Source organism: Kitasatospora sp. YST-16, from assembly GCF_026802215.1.
Lineage (GTDB): Bacteria > Actinomycetota > Actinomycetes > Streptomycetales > Streptomycetaceae > Kitasatospora > Kitasatospora cineracea.
Map to the genome: position 1 here is coordinate 4,045,760 of NZ_CP113837.1, position 20,117 is coordinate 4,065,876.

Sequence of the window (20,117 nt, forward strand, 5' to 3'; positions counted from 1 at the left end):
TGCTCAGTACTCCGCCGGCAGCCGTCATCGAGGGCAACACCGCGATCCGGTCGGCGCGGTGCTGGCCGGAATCTGGGCGCTCGGGCACGTGGTCACCGTGCTTCTCCTCGGGGGCTCCATCGTCCACCAACTGGACTCGGACCACCTCGGCTCGCCGCAGGCTGCCCGGTCTGCTCCGGACGCCGCGCCGCTGGCCTGGCCGGGGAAGTTCCTCAAGATTCCCACCCGGACCAGCTATCCCCGATGGCTGAGGCGGGTCTCGCGGCATCGCAGACATGACGACCGCAGAATGGAGTTCAGATGGACATAGGCCGTGGGCCTTTCGTCACCCTCGACGGTCTCAGCGCGAGTGGCAAGACCACCGTCGCCCCGCTGGTTGCCGCCCTGCTCAACGGTGTTCACCTGACGGACGAGGTGTTGCCGACCTTCCCGCGAATGCGGGCGGAGGTGGATGCCACCGGCATCCTCTCGGTCCGATTCCACTGGTGGATGATGGCCAACCACGTCAAGTCGGAGAGTGCCAGGGCGCTCAGCCAGAGCGGCCGCCCGGTGGTGGTCGACTCCTACTTCCCGCGCACCATCGCCACGCACAGAGCCATGGGACACGACTGCTCCCCGGAGTATCCGAACGGGGCCTTCGTCCCGGACGTGGCAGTGCTGTTGGAGGTGGACGAGCGCGTCCGCCAGGAACGCATCCGACAGCGGGCCGAGCAGGGGACGCTGAGCTACTGGCACCAGCGCGAGGAGCCGAACGTCGCCGAAAGCTCCCGCGTGTACCGGGCATTCGGGCTCGTCCGTGTGGACGGCACCGGCCGCACGCCGCAGGAAGTGGCCCGCGCGATAGTCGATATCGTCCGCTCGCAAGTCCCGAGACCCCGACTGGAAAGGTCAACTCATCATGACCGCAACTGAGTTCGAAGTGAAGATCCTCAACATCGAGCCGGCGAAGATCCGCGCGCTGCTGGTCGAGGCCGGGGCCGAGCACCTGGGCGACCGCTTCCAGCGCCGTTACGTCTACGACATTCCCGGCCGGCCCGGCACGTGGGTCCGCCTTCGCGACACCGGCAGCGGCATCACGCTGTGCATCAAGGAGATCCACTCCGACGCGATCGACGGCGTCTCCGAGACGGAGACCAGCGTCGGTGACTTCGACACCGCCAACCTGCTGCTCGGCAAGCTCGGCTACCAGCCGAAGGCGTACCAGGAGAACCGCCGGTCGTCCTGGTCGCTGGGCGGAGCGGCCGTCGAGATCGACGAGTGGCCGCTGATCCCGCCGTACATGGAGATCGAGGGGGACGACGCCGAACACGTCTACGCGACGGTGCAGGCGCTCGGACTTCCTCTGGCCGAGCTGACGAGCGAGAACACGACCAAGGTCTACCGCCGGTACGGGATCGACATCGAGGCGATCTCCCGGCTCACATTCGAGTGAATGGAGGCGTCTTGACTGCCACCCAGGGCCCGGCAATCCGGATCGTCCGGGACAGGACCATCCGCATCAAGGTGATCGACGACTGCGGGTTGGCCTGCACGTTCTGCCACAACGAGGGAACGCCCGTCACCGCCGACAACAAGGGTCGTACCCTGCTGCCCTTCGTGTCGGGGCCGGGCGGGACCGGGCGCGTGTCGATCTACACCGAGTCCAACGGCGTGAACTTCCTCGCCGCGAAGATGACCCCGGACCTCCCGTTCCGGCGGGCGGTGCGAACCGTTGCGCGGGCGTTCGACGCGAGCGAGGTGCACCTGACCGGCGGCGAACCCACTCTCCATACGGAGGTGTCCTCGCTGGTCTCGGCTCTCACCGGCATGGGCTTGACCGTCGGAATGACCAGCAACGGCGAGCGCGGTCGGCAGGTCATGCCGGACTGCTCTGCGGCGGGCCTCAACCGGGTCAACGTCTCGGTCTTCGGCACCACCGCCGAGGAACTCCAGGCTGTTCAGTCCGAGCGCTTCAAATCGGCGGGGCTGGCCGAGACGAAGATCCGGGGCGCCGTCCAGACCATCCGGGCCGCCGTGTCCAACGGGGTGAAGGTCTCCGTGAACATCGTTGTCCCGGGCATGGCCCACGTGGACCGGGTCGTCAACCTGATCGAGTCGCACGGCCAGTTCGCGGACGTGCGGATGCTCACCAGCATCCAGGACGGCCCGGAGTCCACCGCCGCGATATCCGAGGTGCTGACCCGTGTCGGCGCGGAACCGGTGCTCCGGACGTTCACCGCCGGCACGTCCGACGAACGCACCCTCTACCGGGCGCTCGGCGGCCGTGCCGTCTACGTCAAGCGGCTGCTGCCGGTGCGGCTCCCGGACACCTGCGCGTCGTGCCGGTTCAACAACGACACGGACTGCCAGGAGGGCTACTACGGCGTCCGGTTGTACCTCACCGAGCAGGGTGAGTACATGGTCGGCGTCTGCATCCAGCGCATGGACCTCTGCGTGCCCGTGGCGGAGCTGTCGAAGAGCGGGATCGTCGAAGAGGTGCGCGCGTTCAAGGACGCCGAGGTCCGGCGTTTGACGGACCAGTACGGCACTGCCGCCTGACCGACACGGACGCGGAATGATTTGGTGGCGGCCCCCGGTGTTCTGTGCGGCTGCGGGGCAACCACCTCTGCTGGAGGGGCACTTCACTTCGCACGGGTGGGACTGCCGACCGGCCTGCGCCGGCAGATCGACCAGTTGGAGCGGAACGTCGAGCAGAACCGAACGAGGGAAGGTCCAGTGCTCCAGCACCTCATCACCCAGGACTCCGGCCTGCGGATGGTTCCCACCGACCAGGCCGAACTGACCGCCGCGGTCGACCGGCTCCGGGAGGAACTGTCCACCGGCCCTGGCCCCGACCGAGCCCGGGTCCTGGCCCGGTGGATCGGCATCGCCCGGATGAGCCTGGGGGACCACGACGAGGCCCGCACGTTTCTCCGCCGGTCGCTCGAACTAGCTGTCACCAGCGGGAACGTCCGGGCCGTCGTCGCCACCGAACTCAACTTCGGCGATGCCCACCGCTACGCCGGTGATGTCGAGACCGCGGAGACGTTCTACCGCAGCGCCCTGGACGCCGCGCGGAGCAAGTGCCCGGAACTCCTCGACTTCGCGCTCCAGCATTTCGGCAAGCACCTCATGGAACGCGGCGACCTCACCGGCGCCCACGCACACCTGCAAGAGGCACTGCGGCTGCGGATCGCCAAGGGGAACACCGAACTGGTCGGATCCACGCAGGCCGCACTCGACCGGGTCGACGTGCTGATCGGCAACACCGGCGGCACCGGGTGAGTGGAGCCATGCCGTGCACCAGCGGGTGCAGCCCCGGCACCTGTGGGACCGGCCGTTCCTCGCCGAACCGGTCGCCGTCATGGCGGCGGAAGCCGAGCAGGCCCTCGCCGCCGACGGCTACCAGCGCAACGGCAAGCGCAACGCGCCCGTCGGTGCGGCCGCGCACCGCTTCGCCACCCAGGCCGACCTGGCCGCGTTCGTGGCCCGGTCCACCGGCCTGGACGTCGAGCAACCGCACGTCGGCGTCTACATCGGCTACACGGAAGGGCAGTTCCTCGACTTTCACCTGGACGAGGCCGGGTTCGGCGAAGCCGACCCGATCATCTGCCTCCAGCACACCCGCCGTCCCAGGAGGGCCAAGGTCGGCACCACTGTCTTCATCGGCGTCGGCCTCGGCTTCCGGGCACGGGACCGGGAGCGGCGCGTCCTCACGAACCTCCCGCCGGTTCCGGCGTAGGGCTGTCCGGCCCCCGGACGGTCAGGCGGGGGTGGGGGTGAGGAGGGCTTCGAGGGGTTGGGCGGGGCGGAGGGGGGTGAAGTGGACGGTGCCGGTGGGGGTGGTGGTGGCGCCGTGGACGGGGGGTTCGGGGAGGGAGTTGTAGGAGAAGTGGTTGGAGGGGTAGTAGGCGCCGCAGTCGAGGAGGCAGATCAGGTCGCCGGGGGCGAGGCGGGGGAGGGGGCGGGCGCGGGCGATGAGGTCGCCGGCGAAGCAGCAGGGGCCGGCCACGTCCTGGGGGACGGGGGTGCCGTGCTTGGTGCGGCCGGAGGGGTGGTGGGCGCTGATCCGCAGGGGCCAGCTGTCGGGCATGAAGACGGTGCGGGTGGCGACCTGGGCGCCGGCGTGGCCGATGGCGATGGGGCGGCCGCCGGCCTCCTTGGTGTACTCGATGTAGGAGGCGATGAAGCCGGACTTGGCGAGCACCGAGCGGCCGAACTCGGTGGTCAGCCGGTAGCGGCCGTCGAACAGGACGGGGGCGTGGGTGCGCAGCCGGTCCACGTAGGCGTCCCAGCCGGGGGCGATCCGGTCGTCGGCGAAGTTGACGGGCAGGCCGCCGCCGATGTCGAGGCCGGTGACCTGGCGGCGGCCCAGTTCCCGGTTGATCCGTTCGGCGAAGGCGGCGGTGGCGGCGACGCCGGTGGCCATCAGGTCGAGGTCGACGCCCTGGGAGCCGACGTGGCAGTGCAGTTCGGTGAGCCAGGGGCGGGCCCGGAACGCCTCGATCAGGCGGGTGGCGTTGCCCGCGTCGGCGAGCGGGATGCCGAACTTGGAGGTGGCGGTGGCGGTGCTCATCGCGGCGATGCTGCCGCCGCCGACCTGCGGGTTGATCCGGACGCCGATCCGGGCGGCGGAGCGGCGTCCGGTCAGCAGGGCGTCGATCCGGGCCAGTTCCTGCCAGTTGTCGATGTTGACGGTGACGCCGAGGTCCAGGGCGAGGGCCAGTTCGCGGCGGGTCTTGGCGGGGGAGTCCAGCACGATCAGCTCCGGCGGGAAGCCTGCGGCCAGGGCCTGCGCGAACTCGCCCGGGCTGGCCACCTCGCAGCCCATGCCCAGGGCGCGCAGCCGGCGCAGCACCGGTCCGAGCGGGTTGGCCTTGGCGGCGAAGGCGTGCCGGACGTCCAGCGCGGCGGGGAACGCGGCGTGCAGGGCGGCGACCGTTTCGGTGACGGCGTCCAGGTCGAGGAAGGCGGCGAGCGGGGTCTCCTCCGGGTCGAGCAGGCCCTGGCGGACGGCCTCGCGCAGCAGGAGTTCGCGCCGCTCGGCGCCGATCAGGGAGAAGGGGAGCTGCTCGGACGGGGGACGGTTCTCGGGCATGGGGCACGCTCCGCACGGGTCGGTCGGCAGGAACCGGAAGGGGCCGGGCCCGGACGCGGGCCGGGGCCGTGCCTCCCAGGATGGCGGCCGGGGCGGGCCGCGGGCAGCAGCGGCCGGGCCGGGTTCCGGGCGTCGGGCCGGGCGCCGTGCGCGGCGTCGGCCCCGGTGCGTGGCGGTCCGGTGCGGGGGCGCCGGTGCGGAGCGGGTCGGACGGTGCGGGCGGCCCGGGCGGGGCGTCCGGCGGGTGGGGGCGGTGCGCGGGCACCGGGTCGGCGGGCGGAACCGGTGTCCGGGCACGGGTCCGGGTGGTCAGCGCTCCTCGGCGCGGTGGCGCAGGGCGCGGAGTTGGAGGTGGGCGAGCAGGCGGGCGTCGGGGTCGTTCACGTCCAGGCCGGAGGGTTTGAGGACCCGGGCCTGGAAGCGGGCCGCGAAGGTGGTGCGGGCGAGGCCGAGGTCGTCGGCGGCCGGGCCCAGGGCGCCGGAGCGGCGGAGGTAGGCGTACAGCATGGCCGGCGGGTCGGGTTCGTCCTTGCGCGGTTCGTCCGGCGGTCCGGACTGTTCGATCAGGCGGGAGACCGAGGTCCGTACCGGCAGGGGCAGGTCGTGCAGGGCTTCGAGCAGGTGACGCAGGGCCACCGCGTCGGCGACCTGTTCGACGGTGGCGCACCGGCCTTCGGGGCCTGGACGGCCGAACAGCAGTCCGCCCAGGGCGAGTTCGGCGTGGTGGCGGGAGCGGGCGGCGTCGTCCAGCCGGGTTCGGACCGGGCCGAGGCCGACCAGGACCGGGGCGTCGGAGCGGTGCGAGAGCTCGGCGGCCAGCCGGTGGCCGAAGTCGGCGGCCTGGGCGGTGGCGGTGGCGGGCCGGTCGGCGAGGCCGCCGAGCAGGACCAGGACGCCGCGGTCGGCGGGCAGCACCAGGGAGCCCCGGCCGGGGCGGGGCTGGTGCAGGCGCACCTGCCGCTCCAGCCGGACGCGCCGGCCGTCGTCGACCGGGCCGGGCGTGCCGACGGCCAGCACGGCGCAGGGCGCGTCGGCCGGGATGCCGCTGTACCCGGCGAGCAGGGCGCCCGAGCCCGGGCCGTCGAGCACCGCGCGGGCGGCGTCGAGCAGCAGGGCTTGCCGGGCGTCGCGGCGGGAGTGGTGGTGCAGCAGGTGGACGGCGGCGGCCCGGGCGGCGTCCTGGAGCACCTCGACGGCGCTCTCCTGGAGCGGCCGGCCGGTGATCGCGGCCACCCAGATCGAGCCGAGGCGCTCGCCGCCGGCCTGCACCGCCACCGCCATCCGCTCCGGGGCGTCCGGGCCGGCCCGGCGGTGCAGGACCCGGTGGGAGGACCACAGCTCCCGGAGGAAGCCGTCCCGGTCCATCGCCCGGCGCCGCTCCTCGGGGACGGCGCCGGTCAGGACCGTCCGGAGCCGGATGCCGTCCAGGTCGGCGCTCTCCGCGTGGTGCGCGAGGACCCGGGAGTCCGGGTCCTCGATGGTCACCGCCCCGCCGACCTGCAGGGCGATCCGGCGGGCCAGGCCGCCGAGGTCGCCGAGCGGCACGTCGGTGCTGCCGGGGGCGGGGCTCTCGACGGCGGCCCGCAGCGCGGTGATCAGCTCCGGCCAGCCCGCCCAGGCCGCCCGCAGCAGCAGCGCCGTGCCGGCCTGCCGGGCGGCCTCCCGCAGCGCATCCTTGCGCGCGCCGTCGCCGACCTCCCGCAGCACCACGGCCGCCGCCCGGCCGTCCCCCGCCGCGCGCAGCAACTCCTCGGCGGCCGCCGCGTGCGGGTCGACGCCGACGGCCACCAGCACCGTCCCGTCCCGGGCCCCGGTGGGCCGGTCGAGCGGGTCGAACACCTCCAGCCGCCGGACGGGGGCCTGCGGCTGCGGCAGGGCCGCGGTCTCGACCAGCGGGCCGACCAGGGCCAGCAGCCCCGCCAGGGTCTTCGCCCGCAGGGCGGAACTGTCCCACGCATCCTCGTCCACCGGACGTCCTCCCCAGGAAACGCGCGCATGGCTGACGGTCGGTCACTTCTGCTCGGGCGCTGCCGAGTCGGGTCATCGTAGTGGTGGTGGAGGGGTGGCGAGGAGAGGGAGTGGTGAGAGGGAGGGGGCGTATCGGGTTGCCGTCGTGGTGGCGGGTGGCCGGTGGCGGGCCGGGTGCGCGGGGGAAAAACCGGAGGTGGCGGTCGGGGTGGGCGGGTTAGCGTGGGCGTGTCCTCGAGCGGCTGTCTACCGCTCTTCTCGTGGCGCGAACAACGCGCCCGCAACCCAGGGAGTTGCTTCGGCATGGTGCGTGTCCTCGTCGGTGAGCTGCCGGCCGCGGTCGGTCGGACGGTGACGGTCAAGGGGTGGGTCAACACGCTGCGGCTGCAGAGCAAGGTGCAGTTCGTGGTGGTGCGCGACCACACCGGGATGGTGCAGGTCACGCACCGGCGCGGGGGTGAGGGGGACGCGCTCGGGGAGCTGCTGCGGGGGCTGACGGTGGAGTCGGCGGTGGTGGTGACCGGGCGGGTGGTGGCGAACCCGGTGGTGAAGCTCGGTGGGCTGGAGATCGTCCCGGAGCGGGTCGAGGTGGTGTCGGCCGCCGAGCCGGGGCTGCCGATCGGCCCGGAGACCGGCCCCGAACAGCGGCTGAACTGGCGGTTCCTGGACCTCCGGCGTCCGGAGCGGCGGCTGGTGTTCGAGGTGCAGACCACCGTCGAGCAGGCGATGCGGGAGGTCGCCGCCGAGCAGGGGTGCACCGAGCTGCACACGCCGAAGCTGATGGGCACCGCCTCGGAGTCCGGCGCGGAGGTGTTCGAGGTCGGGTACTTCGAACGGAAGGCGTACCTGGCGCAGTCCCCGCAGTTCTACAAGCAGATGGCGATCGCGGGCGGCATCGACCGGGTCTTCGAGATCGGTCCGGTGTTCCGCGCGGAGCCTTCTTTCACGTCCCGCCATGCGACCGAGTTCACCGGCGTGGACGTCGAGTTGGCGTGGATCGACGGGGTGGAGGACGTGATGTCCTTCGAGGAGCGGATGCTGCGCCGGGCGCTGGAGCTGGTCGCCGAGCGGCACGGCGAGCAGATCGAGCGGCACTGGGGCGTACGGGTCGTGGTGCCCGAACTGCCCTTCCCCCGGCTGACGATGGCCGAGGCGGTGAAGAAGCTGCGGGACGCCGGATGGGACCCGGAGGGCGTCCGGGAGGACCTCGACCCGGAGGGCGAGCGGCTGCTCAGCGCGCTGGTGGAGCGGGAGACCGGGCACGAGTTCGTGTTCGTCACCGGGTTCCCGGCCTCGGTGCGGCCGTTCTACCACCTGCGGTCGGCCGACGACCCGGCCGTCACCGAGTCCTTCGACCTGCTCTGGAAGGGCGTGGAGATCACCACCGGCGCGCAACGCGAGCACCGCTACGGCCGGCTGGTCGCGCAGGCCCGGGAGAAGGGCATGGACGCCAGCCCCGAGGGCCCGCTCGGCCGGTACCTGGACTGCTTCCGGTACGGCATGCCGCCGCACGGCGGGTTCGGCCTGGGCCTGGGCCGGGTGCTGATGCTGGCGCTCGGGCTGCCCTCGATCCGGGACGCGGTGTTCCTGTTCCGCGGCCCGAACCGGCTGGAGCCGTAAGCCCGTTCAGGGCCTTCCGGTGCGGGTCGAGCCGGGTGGCCACAGGACGTCCACCGGCAGCCCGGCGGCCCGGGCGGCGGCGACCATGTCGGCCGTCCCGCCCCGGCCGTTGCCCGGCCCGCCGTCCCAGACCGCGACCACGCGGTCGGCGAGCAGCAGCAGCCGGTCGTTGGCGGCGACGTACGCGGCCGGGTCGAGCCGGGCGGCGGGCAGCACCAGCACCCGGTGCGCGGCGGCCCGCAGGCGGTCGAAGTCGGCGCGCTCGGCGGCACCGGCGTGCGGGCCCGGCGCGGACGGGCCGGGCAGCACGGCGACCAGGCGGGCGCCGCGGGCCAGCACGGCGTCCGCGAACAGCGTGTCGGCGCCCGGCGCGAGACAGGACACCCCCGTCAACTCGCCTGCCGGGTACGGCGCGAGGAACGCGTCCAGGGCGGCGCGGACGGCGCGGGCGGTGTCCGGGGCGAGGTCGAGGTGCCCGGTCACGGCGATCACGGGCATGGCGGGCGCTCCCCGGGCTGGTCGTCGGGTGGATGGGTCGTCGGGTGGGGCGTCAGGGCGGTCGTCGGGTGGGTCGGCAGGGCGGTCGTCGGTGCTGGGCGGCGGGGCGGTCGTCGGTGCTGGGCGGGACGGATCCTGCCAGGACGGCGGCCCGGCGCGGGGGAGTTGACCGGGACCGGACCGAAAAGCCGTGCCCCGGGCCGGAGTCGGACGGGTCGGCGGACCGGTCCCGGCGGCGTGCTGGACAGTGCGGGCCGGTCACCCGACAATCACGCTATGGCCGCTCAGGAGTTCAGCACCCAGCTCGCCCGCCCCTCGCAGGCCGAGCGGGACGACGCCCTGGCGGTGCTGCGGGACGGGGTCGGCAGCGGCCGGCTCTCGCACGACACCTTCATCCGCCGGATGGAACTGGTGCTGACCGCCCGCAGCCGCGCCGAGCTCGCCGAGGTGGTCGGCGACCTGCGCACCTACGGCCCGGTCTCCCGGGTGCTGCTGCGCACCGTCGCCAAGGTCTCCGCGCTCCAGGTCCGGCTCCGGCAGACCTGGCACGCCGAGCAGCTGACCAGGCTGCAACTGCCCGACCCGGCCGTCCGGCTGCTGCGGATCGGCCGGATGACCGGCTGCGACCTCCGGCTGGGCGACTCGACCGTCTCCCGGCGCCACGCCGAACTGCGCTTCGAGGCCGGCGACTGGGTGCTGTACGACCTGGGCTCCAGCAACGGGACCTTCGTCAACGACCGCCGGGTGGCCGGCGGCACCGTGGTCCGGGCCGGCGACCGGCTGCGCTTCGGGCGGCTGGGCTTCCACCTCACCGCGGACTGAGCCCGTACCGCGGACCGGGCCCGTACCGGGGACCGGGCCCGTGCCGGCCCGTACCGCGGGCCGGGCGAAATCAATTTTCCTTAGACTCGGTAATGACGTAGGCTAATGACATGCCCGAGATGTCCGAGGACGACCTGCTGGCGGTCAGCCAGCTGCGGTCGTCCGCGATGCGCCTGGCCCGACGGTTGCGACACCAGCGGGTCGAAGAGTCGCTGAGCCCCACCGAGATGGGGGTGCTCGGCACCCTCGCCCGCTGCGGCAGGGCGACACCGGGCGAGCTGGCCCGCAAGGAGCACGTCCAGCCGCCGTCGATGACCAGGATCATCGCCATGTTGGAGGAGAAGGGCCTGGTGCGGCGCGAACCGCACCCGGAGGACCGCCGACAGGTGGTGGTCAGCAGTACGGAGCAGGCCGAGGAGATCCTCAACGAGTCCCGCCGCCGGCGCAACGCCTGGCTGGCGGTCCTCGCCGAGAACCTCGACGCGGAGGAGTGGGAGCGGCTGAAGGCCGCCGCACCCGTGCTCTACAAGCTGGCCAACCTGTAGCCGGTCCGTCCCGTCCCGGGCGTACGAAGGAGAACCGCATCACCGCAGCACCCACCAGCACCGCACACCGCGCCGCGACCGCCGAACCGGTCGCGGCGCGCCGAGGGGAGACCACCTTGACACCGCCGGCCGCCCGCGCCGCCGCGATCCGCACCGCGACCATCCGCACCGACCTCCGCACCGACACCCGGCGCCCGATCACCCGCCCCGCGGGCCCGCGCCACGAAGAACCGCTCACCGACGAAGCGGCCGCCACCACCGGAACCGCGCCCACCGGCGCCCCCGCCGCGCAGAGCCAGGCACCCGCCCCCACGGGCCTGCCGGGCAGCGGCGACGACGACCCCGAGCATCCCACCGCGGCGGAGACCCCCGCCGCTTCGCCGGGCCGGTTCACCCGCCCGGGAGGGATGTTCTCGTCCCTGCGCATCCGCAACTACCGGTACTACTTCGCCGGCCAGGTCGTCTCCAACACCGGCACCTGGATGCAGCGCATCGCCCAGGACTGGCTGGTGCTCAGCCTCACCGGCAGCCCGTTTGCGGTCGGCATCACCACCGCCATGCAGTTCCTGCCGATGCTGCTGCTCGGCCTGTGGGGCGGCGTCCTCGCCGACCGGCTGCCCAAGCGCCGCCTGCTGGTCGCCACCCAGGGCGCGATGGGCCTGCTCGCCGCCGTCCTCGCTCTGCTCACCATCACCGGCGCCGTCACACCCGTCGTGGTCTACCTGTTCGCGTTGCTGCTCGGCCTGGTCACGGTGGTCGACAACCCGACCCGGCAGGCCTTCGTCAGCGAGATGGTGCCCGCCAAGGACCTGGCCAACGCGGTCAGTCTGAACGCCGCCAACTTCCAGACCGCCCGCCTGGTCGGCCCCGCCGTCGCCGGCGCGTTGATCGCCGCGGTCGGCAGCGGCTGGGCGTTCGCCGTCAACGCGCTCTCCTTCGTCGCGGTCATCGGCGGCCTGCTCGCCATGCGCAGCAGCGAACTGCGCCCCGTCGAGCGGATCGCCCGCGAGCGCGGCCAGCTCCGCGAGGGCCTGCGGTACGTCCGGGAACGCCCCGAACTGCTGTGGCCGATGGTGCTCGCCGGGTTCATCGGCACCTTCGGGTTCAACTTCCCGACCCTGCTCGCCGGCTTCGCGCACGACACCTTCCACGTCGGCGCGGGCGCGTACGGCCTGCTCAACACCGCGATGGCGGTCGGCTCGCTGACCGGCGCCCTGCTCGCCGCCCGCCGCGGCGCGCCCCGGCTGCGCCGGCTGGTGTTCGCGGCGCTCGCCTTCGGCGCGCTGGAGGTGCTGGCCGCGCTCGCGCCCGGCTACTGGACCTTCGCGCTGCTGCTCACCCTGATCGGCGTGTTCGGCCTGACCTTCAACACCTCGGTCAACTCGGCGCTGCAGCTCGGCACCGACCCCGAGATGCGCGGCCGGGTGATGGGCCTGCTGGTCCTGGTCTTCACCGGCGGCACCCCGATCGGCGCCCCGCTGGTCGGCTGGATCACCGCGCAGTACGGCCCGCGCTTCGGCCTGCTCGCCTGCGGCCTGGTCTCCGCCGCGGCGGCCGGCGTGGTCGCGCTGGTCCTCGGCCGGATCAGCGGCCTGCGCCTGCGCCTGGACCTGCACCCGGTGCGGACCAGGGGCCGGGTGTTCTCGGTGGTGCAGAAGGGCGACCTGGCGACCGCCTGCTAACCCTGGGCGGGGACGCGCTGCTCCAGGACCTGCCCGGGCCAGGGGCCGTCCGGCCGGTCGGCGGTGAACGCGGTGGTGCGGGTGAACCCGAGCCGCTCGTACTGCTCGACCAGCCGGCCGTCCCCGCCCGCGTAGCAGTCCACCCGCAGCAGGCCGAGGCCGCGCTCGCGGGCCTCGCGGCGGGCGTCCGCGACCAGGGCCGCACCGACGCCGGAACCGCGGTGCGCGCGGTCGGTCACCAGCCAGTGGACGTACAGCTCGGGCCGGTCGGCCGTCCCCGCGTACGCGGGGGCCTGCTGCGACATGACGCAGATGCCGAGCGGGGCGCCCCCGCCGTCGGGCTCGGCGATCCGGACGAACTGCTCGCGGCAGGAACGCTCGGCCCGGGCCACCGACTCCGGCCGCTGCGACCACGGGACGGTGCCCCACTGGCCGGTGCGGCCGCGCGCGGCCAGCCAGGCGACGGCGCCGTCGAGCAGGGCGAGCAGGTCCTGGGTGGAATCGGGGCCTCCGGTACGGATGTGCATGACTGCCTTTTTATCCGATGGCAGGACCGGGGCGGTGCGGCAGGATGACGGGATGAGGCTCTTCGTCGCGGTGAACCCTCCGCCCCTCGCCAAGCTCGAACTCACCGACGCCGCCGCGCCGCTGCGCGAACTCCCCGGGGCGGGCGGGCTGCGCTGGACCGAACCCGCCGGGTGGCACCTCACCCTGGCGTTCCTCGGCGAAGTACCGGCCGACGAGGTGCCCGCGCTCGAACACGCGCTGGCCCGGGTCGCGGGCGAGCACCCGGCCCACCGGCTGCGACTGGCCGGCGGCGGCACCTTCGGCCAACGGGCCCTGTGGGCGGGCGTCGAGGGGGACGTCCGGGCCCTGCGCGAGCTGGCCGCCGCCGTGCAGCACGCGCTCGGCGCCACCGACGAGGAGCACGGCTTCCACCCGCACCTGACCCTCGCCCGGGCCGGCACCACCCGCCGCCGCGGCCCGGGCGGCCCGGGCGGCCTGCGGGCGATGGCCGGCGCGCTGCGGGAGTTCCGTGGCACCGAATGGCCGGCCGGGCGGATCCAGCTGATGCGCAGCGAGACGGGCTACGGGTCGGCCCGCTACACGGCGGTGGAGGGCTGGCCGCTCGGCACGTGAACGTGGGGGACTGCTGCTGCGTGAGCGGGACGGTGCGGAACCGGGGGCGCGGGGAACTGCGCGCAGCGGGAGTCGCACGTCGGTGCGGTCGCGGGATAGTGCAAGTGGCTGTCCTGCGGGGCGATCTGGCTGTGGGTGCTCGGTTGGCCGCGCAGTTCCCCGCGCCCCTGCTTTCGCAATGTCTGGCGCAGCAGTTCCCCGCGCCCCTGCTTTCGCAGGTCGTTCTCCCCGCGTGTTGGTGCGGTCAGCCGAGGTCGGGGGACGGGTGGAGGTGGATGCGGGACGGGGCGGTGGGGCCGAGTTCCAGGAGGGTGAGGGTGTTGGGGCCGGGGTGGAGGAGGGGCCAGGGGCAGTAGAGGGTGTGCTGGGGGCCGCGGGTGTCGTAGCGGCCGAGGAGGAAGTCGTTGACCCAGAGGTAGCCGTGTTCGCCCTCGGGGACGGTGAGGAAGGTGTCGCCGGGGGCGTCGAGGTGGAGGGTGCCGCGGGCGAGGAGTTCCGGGGCGGGGGTGCCGGGGGTCCAGGCGGGGGTGGGGAGCGGGTCGAGGGGGAGGGGTTCGGCCTGCCAGCCGTGCAGGTACTGGCGTTCGTGGCGGACGCCGGTGAGGCCCTTGGTCTCGCCGACCTGCGGCCCGTAGTTGACCCGGCCGAGCGATTCGACCAGGAGCCGGATCCGGGTGCCGCCGCCGGCGGTGACGGGTTCGGGGGCGACGCCGCGTTCGAGGGTGGCGGCGGGTTTGCCGTCGAGGTGGAGGGTGGCCCGGTCGTGGAGCCCTTCGACGGTGAGCGGGAGGTCGGGGCTGCGGTCGGGCACCGTGGTGGTGTAGCGGACCAGGCCGTGCTCCAGGCCGAGTTCCTCGAACAGCGGCGGTACGGGGGAGTGCACGGCGGGCCCGAACGGCAGCTCGGCGCACTCGTCGAGGAGGACCTCGCGGGCGTCCAGGACGGGTGCCGGGGCGGGGAGTCGGGGTTCGCGGTGGTCCAGGTACCGGGCGAGTTCGGGGTGTTCGGCGGCGAAGTCGGCGATGACCTGCCGGAAGGCGTCGAACTTGGCGGTGGGCAGGCCGCGTTCGTCGAGCGGGGCGTCGTAGTCGTAGGAGGTGGTGATCGGCTGGTAGGGGGAGTGCGTCCAGTCGGTGGAGTTGAACGGCGGGTCGGCGTGGTTGGCGCCGGCGGTGGTGCCGAAGTTGGTGCCGCCGTGGGCCATGTAGAGGTTGACGGAGCCGCCGGCGGCGAGGATGCGGCGCAGGGTGTCGGCGGCGTCGCCGGCGTCCCGGGTGTGGTGCGGCCCGCCCCAGTGGTCGAACCAGCCGTTCCAGTACTCCATGCAGAACGGCGGGTCCTCGGGGCGGTGGCGGCGCAGCGCGGCGAAGGCGCCTTCGGGGTCGGAGCCGAAGTTGACGGTGGCCAGCACGCCGGGGACGGTGCCGGCCGCGAGCATGTGGTCCTCGGGGCCGTCGGAGGTGAACAGCGGGACGGTGATCCCGCGTTCGCGCAGTCCGCGGGCCAGGTGGGCGAGGTAGTCGGCGTCGCTGCCGTGGGCCCCGTACTCGTTCTCGACCTGCACCATCAGCACGGTGCCGCCGGGCCGGCCCCACTGGCGCTCCACCACCTGGGGCAGCAGGGCGTCGAAGAACGCGTCGACGGCGGCGAGGAAGTCCGGGTCGCCGGTGCGGGCCCGGCGGCCGACCCGGGCGGTGAGCCAGCCGGGCAGGCCGCCGTTGTCCCACTCGGCGCAGATGTACGGGCCGGGGCGGACGATCGTCCACAGGCCCTGGCGGTGCGCCTCGTCGAGGAACGCGCCGAGTTCGTCGAGCCGGGTGAAGCGGCCGGGCGCGGGTTCGTGCAGGTTCCACGGCACGTACGTCTCGACGGTGTTCAGCCCCATCGCGCGCACCGCGGCCAGCCGGTCGGGCCACTGCTCGGGGCGGCTGCGGAAGTAGTGCACCGCACCGGACAGGATGCGCAGCGGTCGGCCGTCGAGGCGGAAGCCGTTCGAGTCGTAGGTGAGCATGTCCCTAGCCTGCCCAACGGTGCGGGTGTCAGCCCCGGGGACATGCACGGCGGGCGGGGGAGGCGGTCGGGACGAGCGCCCTGTGTGCGGGGCGGGGCGTTCGACCGATTACCCTCGGAGGGTGGACCCGAAGACTCGTATGCGGATCGTCACCGGCGCGTTCGTCCTGCTGCTGGTCGTGGTGATCATCAGCGCGATCGTGCAGAAGTAGCGGCGGCGGCCCCGTCCGGCGGCGGCGGGGTGGTGCGCAGCCGGCCGATCGTGCCGGGGGCGGCGAGGCCGGGCAGGAGCATCCGCATCCTCGACCGGTTCGGCCCGGACGCGGACTGAGGCCCCGTCGGCCCCGTCGGGCGGGAACGCGGAAGGCCCCGGCCCGCGCGAGCGGACCGGGGCCTCCGGGGAAGGCGCGGTGGATCAGTCGTTCAGGTGCTCGACCACGTAGTCGATGGCGCCGGTGAGCTTCTCGACGTCCGCCGGGTCGATCGCCGGGAACATGGCGACGCGCAGCTGGTTGCGGCCCAGCTTGCGGTACGGCTCGGTGTCGACGATGCCGTTGGCACGCAGTGCCTTGGCGATCGCGGCGGCGTCCACCGCGTCGTCGAAGTCGATGGTGCCGACGACCTGCGAGCGCTCCTCCGGCTTGGCCACGAAGGGCTGCGCGAAGGAGGACTTCTCGGCCCACGAGTACAGGATCGAGGAGGACTCCGCGGTGCGGGCCACCGCCCAGTCCAGGCCGCCCTGGCCGTTCAGCCACTCCAGCTGGTCGGCCAGCAGGAAGAGGGTGGAGATGGCCGGGGTGTTGTACGTCTGGTCCTTCGAGGAGTTGTCGATCGCGGTCGGCAGGTCGAAGAACGGCGGGATGTACCGGCCGGAGCCGGCGATCTCCGCGGCGCGCTCCAGCGCGGCCGGCGAGAAGGCGGCCAGCCAGATGCCGCCCTCGGCGGCGAGGCACTTCTGCGGGCCGAAGTAGTAGACGTCCGTCTCGCGGATGTCGACCGGCAGGCCGCCGGCGCCGGAGGTGGCGTCGACCAGGACCAGCGAGCCGGCGTCCGCGCCCTCGGGGCGGCGGATCGGCATGGCGACACCGGTGGAGGTCTCGTTGTGGGTGAGGCCGTAGACGTCCACACCCGCCTCGGCGACCGGCAGCGGGTGGGTGCCCGGGGCGGTCTTGATCACCGTCGGCTCGGCCAGCCACGGGGCGGCCTTCACGGAGGAGGCGAACTTGGAGGAGAACTCGCCGAAGTCCAGGTGCTGCGACTTCTCGCGCACCAGGCCGAACGCGGCGATGTCCCAGAACGCGGTGGAGCCGCCGTTGCCGAGCACGACCTCGTAGCCCTCCGGCAGCGAGAACAGCTCGGCGACGCCCTGGCGGACGCGCTTGACGATGTTCTTGACCGGGGCCTGGCGGTGGGAGGTGCCCAGCAGGGAGGTTCCGGTGGCGGCGAGGGCACTCAGGGCCTCGGGGCGCACCTTGGAGGGGCCGCAGCCGAAGCGGCCGTCGTTGGGCAGATTGTCGGCGGGGATCTGAATCTGAGCCACGGCCGCAGCCTATCGCCCGGCGCTGCGGCGGCGGTACGCCCGTCCGGTCGGTGAGACGTGATCTTGGCCGCCCCGGACAGCCCGCACCGGGGCGCGTGACCCCTGGTCAGGGGGTGTGCACGCGCCCGGTGGCGGCCGTGCCGGTGCTGACGGCCGGTCAGCTTTTCACCCGGAAGTGGGTCAGCCGGCGATCTGGTCCCAGCCCTCGATCTCCTGCGGCCCGCGCGAGCCCGGGCCGATGTAGCGGGCGGCCGGGCGGACCAGCCGGCCGGTGCGCTTCTGCTCCAGGATGTGCGCCGACCAGCCGGCCGTGCGGGCGCAGGTGAACATCGAGGTGAACATGTGCGCCGGGACCTCGGCGAAGTCCAGCATGATGGCGGCCCAGAACTCGACGTTGGTGGCCAGCACGCGGTCGGGGCGGCGGTTGTGCAGCTCCTCCAGGGCGGCCTTCTCCAGCGCCTCGGCGATCTCGAAGCGCGGCGCGCCGAGCTCCTTGGCGGTGCGGCGCAGCACCCGGGCGCGCGGGTCCTCGGCGCGGTAGACCCGGTGGCCGAAGCCCATCAGGCGCTCGCCCTTGTCCAGGGCGTTCTTCACGTAGCCGGCCGCGTCGCCGGTGCGCTCGATCTCCTCGATCATGCCGAGCACGCGGGACGGCGCGCCGCCGTGCAGCGGGCCGGACATCGCGCCGACCGCGCCGGACAGCGCCGCCGCCACGTCCGCGCCGGTGGAGGCGATCACCCGGGCGGTGAAGGTGGAGGCGTTCATGCCGTGCTCGGCGGCCGAGGTCCAGTACGCGTCGACGGCCTTGACGTGCTTCGGGTCCGGCTCGCCGCGCCAGCGGATCATGAACCGCTCGACGATGGTCTCGGCCTTGTCGATCTCGCGCTGCGGCACCATCGGCCGGCCCTGGCCGCGGGCCGACTGGGCCACGTACGACAGCGCCATCACGGCGGCCCGGGCGAGGTCGTCGCGGGCCTGCTCGGCGGAGATGTCCAGCAGCGGCTTGAGGCCCCAGACCGGGGCGAGCATGGCGAGGGCGGACTGCACGTCGACCCGGATGTCGCCGGAGTGGACCGGGATCGGGAACGGCTCGGCGGCCGGCAGGCCGGGGGCGAACTTGCCGTCCACCAGCAGGCCCCAGACGTGCCCGAAGGAGACCTGGCCGACCAGGTCCTCGATGTCCACCCCGCGGTAGCGCAGCGCCCCGCCCTCGCGGTCGGGTTCGGCGATCTCGCTCTCGAAGGCGACTACACCCTCAAGGCCGGGTACGAAATCCGACATCAGAACGGCTCCTTCAGTGATCCGGTGCGGCACGCGGCCGTGGTGGGGCGGCACGCCGGTGGCCGATGGTGATTGGCACTCGGTGTCAGATTGTCAGGCACGGAGTGCATTGCGCCATACACCACGACGGTGATGTTTCCCCCGAGGTCCGCTCGAACCCCTGTCGTCTCCGGCGTCCTCGGCGGATTTTTCGGGACGTCCCGGGCGACAGCCGGACGAATTCCCGCGCAGTGGGTGGTGAAGCGGTGGCGAGCCACCCTATCCCCAGCCGTTTCCCCGGACGTAGCGGCGCCCGGCGCTTGTCGTACGGGATGATGGGGACGTGCCTACCGCGGAACGCCACCCGAACGCCGAGCCGAGCGCCCCGTCCCTGCCCGTCGAGCCCGCCGGGGAGCTCCCCCGGCCTGACCTGTCCGCGATGCGCGAGCACTACCGGCACGCGGGGCTGGCCGAGGAGCAGCTCGCCGACGACCCCTACCAGCAGTTCGGCCGCTGGTTCCACGAGGCGGGCGAGGCGGGGGTGGCCGAGCCCAACGCGATGGTGCTCTCCACCGCCGACGCCCACGGGGTGCCCTCCGCGCGCACCGTCCTGCTCAAGGGCTACGACCGGCGCGGCTTCGTCTTCTTCACCAACTACGGCTCCCGCAAGGGCACCGACCTGGCCGCCAACCCGAACGCGGCGCTGCTCTTCCCGTGGATCACGCTGGCCCGCCAAGTGATCGTGGCCGGCCGGGTGGAGAAGGTCGGCCGGGACGAGACCGCCGCCTACTTCCGCACCCGCCCGCACGGCTCCCAGCTCGGCGCCTGGGCCAGCGAGCAGTCCAGCCCGGTCGCGGATCGCGCGGTGCTGGAGCGGCGCTACGCCGACCTGGCCGCCAGGTACCCGGAGGGCGAGGGCGTTCCGGTCCCGCCGTTCTGGGGCGGCTACCGGGTCGTCCCGCGCTCCGTCGAGTTCTGGCAGGGCCGGGAGAACCGGCTGCACGACCGCCTGCGCTTCGTCGCCTCCGAGGAAGGTTGGCAGGTGGAGCGGCTCTGCCCGTGACGGACCGTCAATCTCCGTCCCGGGCAGGTGATTCGGGCCGAAAATCGGCGCCGAGGGCTGTTGGGAGCGGGCGGGGTGGGCGATGCTCGAAGACGGGTGAATCCCCGGCGTCGGAAGCCGGGGTCCGTCTCGCGCCCGCGGGTGCAGAAAGGCGAGTCGCCATGGCTGCCGAAGCCGAGCCCGACGACAGTGTGCGACCTGAGGGGCCCGCTCCCTCGTTGACGGCCTTGGCCGGGCTCGACCGCGAGGAACTGGTCGCCGGACTGCGGCGGGTGCTCCCCGGCGGTGAACTCGGGCAGGTGCCCGTGGCGGCCTTCTTCTCCGCCATCTGAACCGGCGGAGCGGGCGCTACCGGCAGAGGTGACGGGGAGTCATATCGTTGTCGCAGGTTGGCCGAAAAATGTTCCTCGGATGGCGGGTTGAGGCAGACACTGTCATTCCCGCGGTGCCAGAGTGACGGCATGACGGCATTCACCGACGTGACACTGGCTGATGGCACATCCGTTCTGCTTGAGCTCTCCGAACTGCGACCGGCCGACCGGGCATCGAGTGACCCCGACCTGCCCGACGGCAGCGGTGAGCTGGTCGCGGTGGGCCGGTTCCGGGACGCCGCCAGTACCACCGGGGAAGCGCTCCGGGACGCCCTCCGGCCGCTCGGAGGCATGCTCGACCTGGTGCACGAGGGGGTCCGTTCCGCCGTCCGCCCGCCCGATGAAGTGGAGGTCGAGTTCGGCGTCAAACTTTCCAAGGACCTCCGCCTGGGCATCGTCGCGGCCGGGGCCGAGGCGGCGCTCGTCGTCCGGGCCAAGTGGCGGCTTGGCCAGGATGCTCGGATTCCGGCCCAGGCCGACGTCGAGGCGGAACCTCGGGTCGCCGCGGAAACGCACTGAGA

The 20,117-nt window shown here is 73.3% G+C and carries 20 protein-coding genes; 13 read left to right on the forward strand and 7 right to left on the reverse strand.

What is annotated here, in order from left to right; genetic code table 11:
• Positions 1–300 precede the first annotated feature (300 nt).
• From OU787_RS18630 to OU787_RS18650, 5 genes are all read left to right on the forward strand, one after another.
• Positions 301–912, forward strand: coding sequence for a dTMP kinase (locus OU787_RS18630; RefSeq protein ID WP_268660040.1), 612 nt, complete (start codon positions 301–303; stop codon positions 910–912).
• Positions 899–1,432: a class IV adenylate cyclase gene (locus OU787_RS18635; RefSeq protein ID WP_268660041.1), complete on the forward strand. Its 534-nt coding sequence runs from the start codon at positions 899–901 to the stop codon at positions 1,430–1,432. The genes OU787_RS18630 and OU787_RS18635 overlap by 14 nt, the downstream gene beginning before the upstream one ends.
• An 11-nt stretch (positions 1,433–1,443) precedes the next feature.
• Entirely contained in the window at positions 1,444–2,538 is a 1,095-nt protein-coding gene (locus OU787_RS18640) for a radical SAM protein (RefSeq protein WP_268660042.1), read from the forward strand.
• A 96-nt stretch (positions 2,539–2,634) separates the two neighbouring features.
• Positions 2,635–3,264, forward strand: coding sequence for a tetratricopeptide repeat protein (locus tag OU787_RS18645; protein WP_268660043.1), 630 nt, complete (start codon positions 2,635–2,637; stop codon positions 3,262–3,264).
• Positions 3,265–3,277: 13 nt separating this feature from the next.
• Entirely contained in the window at positions 3,278–3,721 is a 444-nt protein-coding gene (locus OU787_RS18650; RefSeq protein ID WP_268660044.1) for a hypothetical protein, read from the forward strand.
• 21 nt (positions 3,722–3,742) lie between these two features.
• On the opposite strand, the gene OU787_RS18655 is transcribed toward OU787_RS18650, so the two are convergent.
• Both OU787_RS18655 and OU787_RS18660 read right to left on the reverse strand, forming a co-directional pair.
• Positions 3,743–5,077, reverse strand: coding sequence for a diaminopimelate decarboxylase (locus tag OU787_RS18655; RefSeq protein WP_268660045.1), 1,335 nt, complete (start codon positions 5,075–5,077; stop codon positions 3,743–3,745).
• Positions 5,078–5,386: 309 nt separating this feature from the next.
• A complete protein-coding gene (locus OU787_RS18660; protein WP_268660046.1) occupies positions 5,387–7,045 on the reverse strand; it encodes a hypothetical protein in 1,659 nt (552 codons plus the stop codon).
• A gap of 303 nt (positions 7,046–7,348) precedes the next feature.
• Between OU787_RS18660 and aspS the strand changes: the two genes are divergently transcribed.
• Positions 7,349–8,665 (forward strand): aspartate--tRNA(Asn) ligase, encoded by a 1,317-nt coding sequence (aspS, locus tag OU787_RS18665; RefSeq protein WP_030458091.1) that lies wholly within the window; start codon positions 7,349–7,351, stop codon positions 8,663–8,665.
• A gap of 6 nt (positions 8,666–8,671) precedes the next feature.
• Here aspS and OU787_RS18670 read toward each other — a convergent pair whose 3' ends face one another.
• Positions 8,672–9,163, reverse strand: coding sequence for a hypothetical protein (locus OU787_RS18670; RefSeq protein WP_030458090.1), 492 nt, complete (start codon positions 9,161–9,163; stop codon positions 8,672–8,674).
• Positions 9,164–9,439: 276 nt separating this feature from the next.
• Here OU787_RS18670 and OU787_RS18675 point away from each other — a divergent pair, with 276 nt between their 5' ends.
• From OU787_RS18675 to OU787_RS18685, 3 genes are all read left to right on the forward strand, one after another.
• Complete coding sequence (locus OU787_RS18675) at positions 9,440–9,985, forward strand: DUF1707 and FHA domain-containing protein (RefSeq protein WP_030458089.1); 546 nt, start codon at positions 9,440–9,442, stop codon at positions 9,983–9,985.
• A 110-nt stretch (positions 9,986–10,095) separates the two neighbouring features.
• Positions 10,096–10,530 (forward strand): MarR family winged helix-turn-helix transcriptional regulator, encoded by a 435-nt coding sequence (locus tag OU787_RS18680; RefSeq protein ID WP_268660047.1) that lies wholly within the window; start codon positions 10,096–10,098, stop codon positions 10,528–10,530.
• Positions 10,531–10,646: 116 nt separating this feature from the next.
• A complete protein-coding gene (locus OU787_RS18685; protein ID WP_268660048.1) occupies positions 10,647–12,212 on the forward strand; it encodes an MFS transporter in 1,566 nt (521 codons plus the stop codon).
• Here the strand turns inward: OU787_RS18685 and OU787_RS18690 are convergent.
• Entirely contained in the window at positions 12,209–12,739 is a 531-nt protein-coding gene (locus tag OU787_RS18690; RefSeq protein ID WP_268660049.1) for a GNAT family N-acetyltransferase, read from the reverse strand. The two genes, OU787_RS18685 and OU787_RS18690, sit on opposite strands and share 4 nt — an antisense overlap.
• A 52-nt stretch (positions 12,740–12,791) precedes the next feature.
• Between OU787_RS18690 and thpR the strand changes: the two genes are divergently transcribed.
• Entirely contained in the window at positions 12,792–13,352 is a 561-nt protein-coding gene (gene thpR / locus OU787_RS18695; RefSeq protein WP_268660050.1) for an RNA 2',3'-cyclic phosphodiesterase, read from the forward strand.
• A 244-nt stretch (positions 13,353–13,596) separates the two neighbouring features.
• Here the strand turns inward: thpR and OU787_RS18700 are convergent, their stop codons facing one another.
• The 3 genes from OU787_RS18700 to OU787_RS18710 all read right to left on the reverse strand — a co-directional run bounded on the left by OU787_RS18700 (position 13,597) and on the right by OU787_RS18710 (position 18,183).
• The gene (locus tag OU787_RS18700; protein ID WP_268660051.1) at positions 13,597–15,363 is read right to left on the reverse strand and encodes a glycoside hydrolase family 35 protein; all 1,767 of its coding nucleotides are present in this window, start codon (positions 15,361–15,363) and stop codon (positions 13,597–13,599) included.
• Between the two features lie 414 nt (positions 15,364–15,777).
• Entirely contained in the window at positions 15,778–16,902 is a 1,125-nt protein-coding gene (gene serC, locus OU787_RS18705) for a phosphoserine transaminase (protein ID WP_030458083.1), read from the reverse strand.
• A 180-nt stretch (positions 16,903–17,082) separates the two neighbouring features.
• A complete protein-coding gene (locus OU787_RS18710) occupies positions 17,083–18,183 on the reverse strand; it encodes a citrate synthase 2 (protein ID WP_030458082.1) in 1,101 nt (366 codons plus the stop codon).
• 418 nt (positions 18,184–18,601) lie between these two features.
• On the opposite strand from OU787_RS18710, the gene pdxH reads away from it, so the two are divergent.
• The 3 genes from pdxH (at position 18,602) to OU787_RS18725 (ending at position 20,115) form a co-directional block, all read left to right on the forward strand.
• Positions 18,602–19,225: a pyridoxamine 5'-phosphate oxidase gene (gene pdxH / locus OU787_RS18715; protein WP_030458081.1), complete on the forward strand. Its 624-nt coding sequence runs from the start codon at positions 18,602–18,604 to the stop codon at positions 19,223–19,225.
• 161 nt (positions 19,226–19,386) lie between these two features.
• Positions 19,387–19,557: a hypothetical protein gene (locus tag OU787_RS18720; protein ID WP_268660052.1), complete on the forward strand. Its 171-nt coding sequence runs from the start codon at positions 19,387–19,389 to the stop codon at positions 19,555–19,557.
• Positions 19,558–19,686: 129 nt separating this feature from the next.
• A complete protein-coding gene (locus OU787_RS18725) occupies positions 19,687–20,115 on the forward strand; it encodes a CU044_2847 family protein (RefSeq protein WP_268660053.1) in 429 nt (142 codons plus the stop codon).
• Positions 20,116–20,117: the final 2 nt, after the last annotated feature.

What these genes read in the sequence shown, in the direction of transcription:
- pdxH (WP_030458081.1), top strand. Translation starts at nt 18,602, where the DNA reads ATGCGCGAGCACTACCGGCACGCGGGGCTGGCCGAGGAGCAGCTCGCC.
- aspS (WP_030458091.1), top strand. Translation starts at nt 7,349, where the DNA reads ATGGTGCGTGTCCTCGTCGGTGAGCTGCCGGCCGCGGTCGGTCGGACG.
- OU787_RS18655 (WP_268660045.1), bottom strand. Translation starts at nt 5,077, where the DNA reads ATGCCCGAGAACCGTCCCCCGTCCGAGCAGCTCCCCTTCTCCCTGATC.
- OU787_RS18710 (WP_030458082.1), bottom strand. Translation starts at nt 18,183, where the DNA reads ATGTCGGATTTCGTACCCGGCCTTGAGGGTGTAGTCGCCTTCGAGAGC.
- OU787_RS18700 (WP_268660051.1), bottom strand. Translation starts at nt 15,363, where the DNA reads ATGCTCACCTACGACTCGAACGGCTTCCGCCTCGACGGCCGACCGCTG.
- OU787_RS18720 (WP_268660052.1), top strand. Translation starts at nt 19,387, where the DNA reads ATGGCTGCCGAAGCCGAGCCCGACGACAGTGTGCGACCTGAGGGGCCC.
- OU787_RS18680 (WP_268660047.1), top strand. Translation starts at nt 10,096, where the DNA reads ATGCCCGAGATGTCCGAGGACGACCTGCTGGCGGTCAGCCAGCTGCGG.
- thpR (WP_268660050.1), top strand. Translation starts at nt 12,792, where the DNA reads ATGAGGCTCTTCGTCGCGGTGAACCCTCCGCCCCTCGCCAAGCTCGAA.
- OU787_RS18690 (WP_268660049.1), bottom strand. Translation starts at nt 12,739, where the DNA reads ATGCACATCCGTACCGGAGGCCCCGATTCCACCCAGGACCTGCTCGCC.
- OU787_RS18675 (WP_030458089.1), top strand. Translation starts at nt 9,440, where the DNA reads ATGGCCGCTCAGGAGTTCAGCACCCAGCTCGCCCGCCCCTCGCAGGCC.
- OU787_RS18725 (WP_268660053.1), top strand. Translation starts at nt 19,687, where the DNA reads ATGACGGCATTCACCGACGTGACACTGGCTGATGGCACATCCGTTCTG.
- OU787_RS18635 (WP_268660041.1), top strand. Translation starts at nt 899, where the DNA reads ATGACCGCAACTGAGTTCGAAGTGAAGATCCTCAACATCGAGCCGGCG.
- OU787_RS18670 (WP_030458090.1), bottom strand. Translation starts at nt 9,163, where the DNA reads ATGCCCGTGATCGCCGTGACCGGGCACCTCGACCTCGCCCCGGACACC.
- OU787_RS18630 (WP_268660040.1), top strand. Translation starts at nt 301, where the DNA reads ATGGACATAGGCCGTGGGCCTTTCGTCACCCTCGACGGTCTCAGCGCG.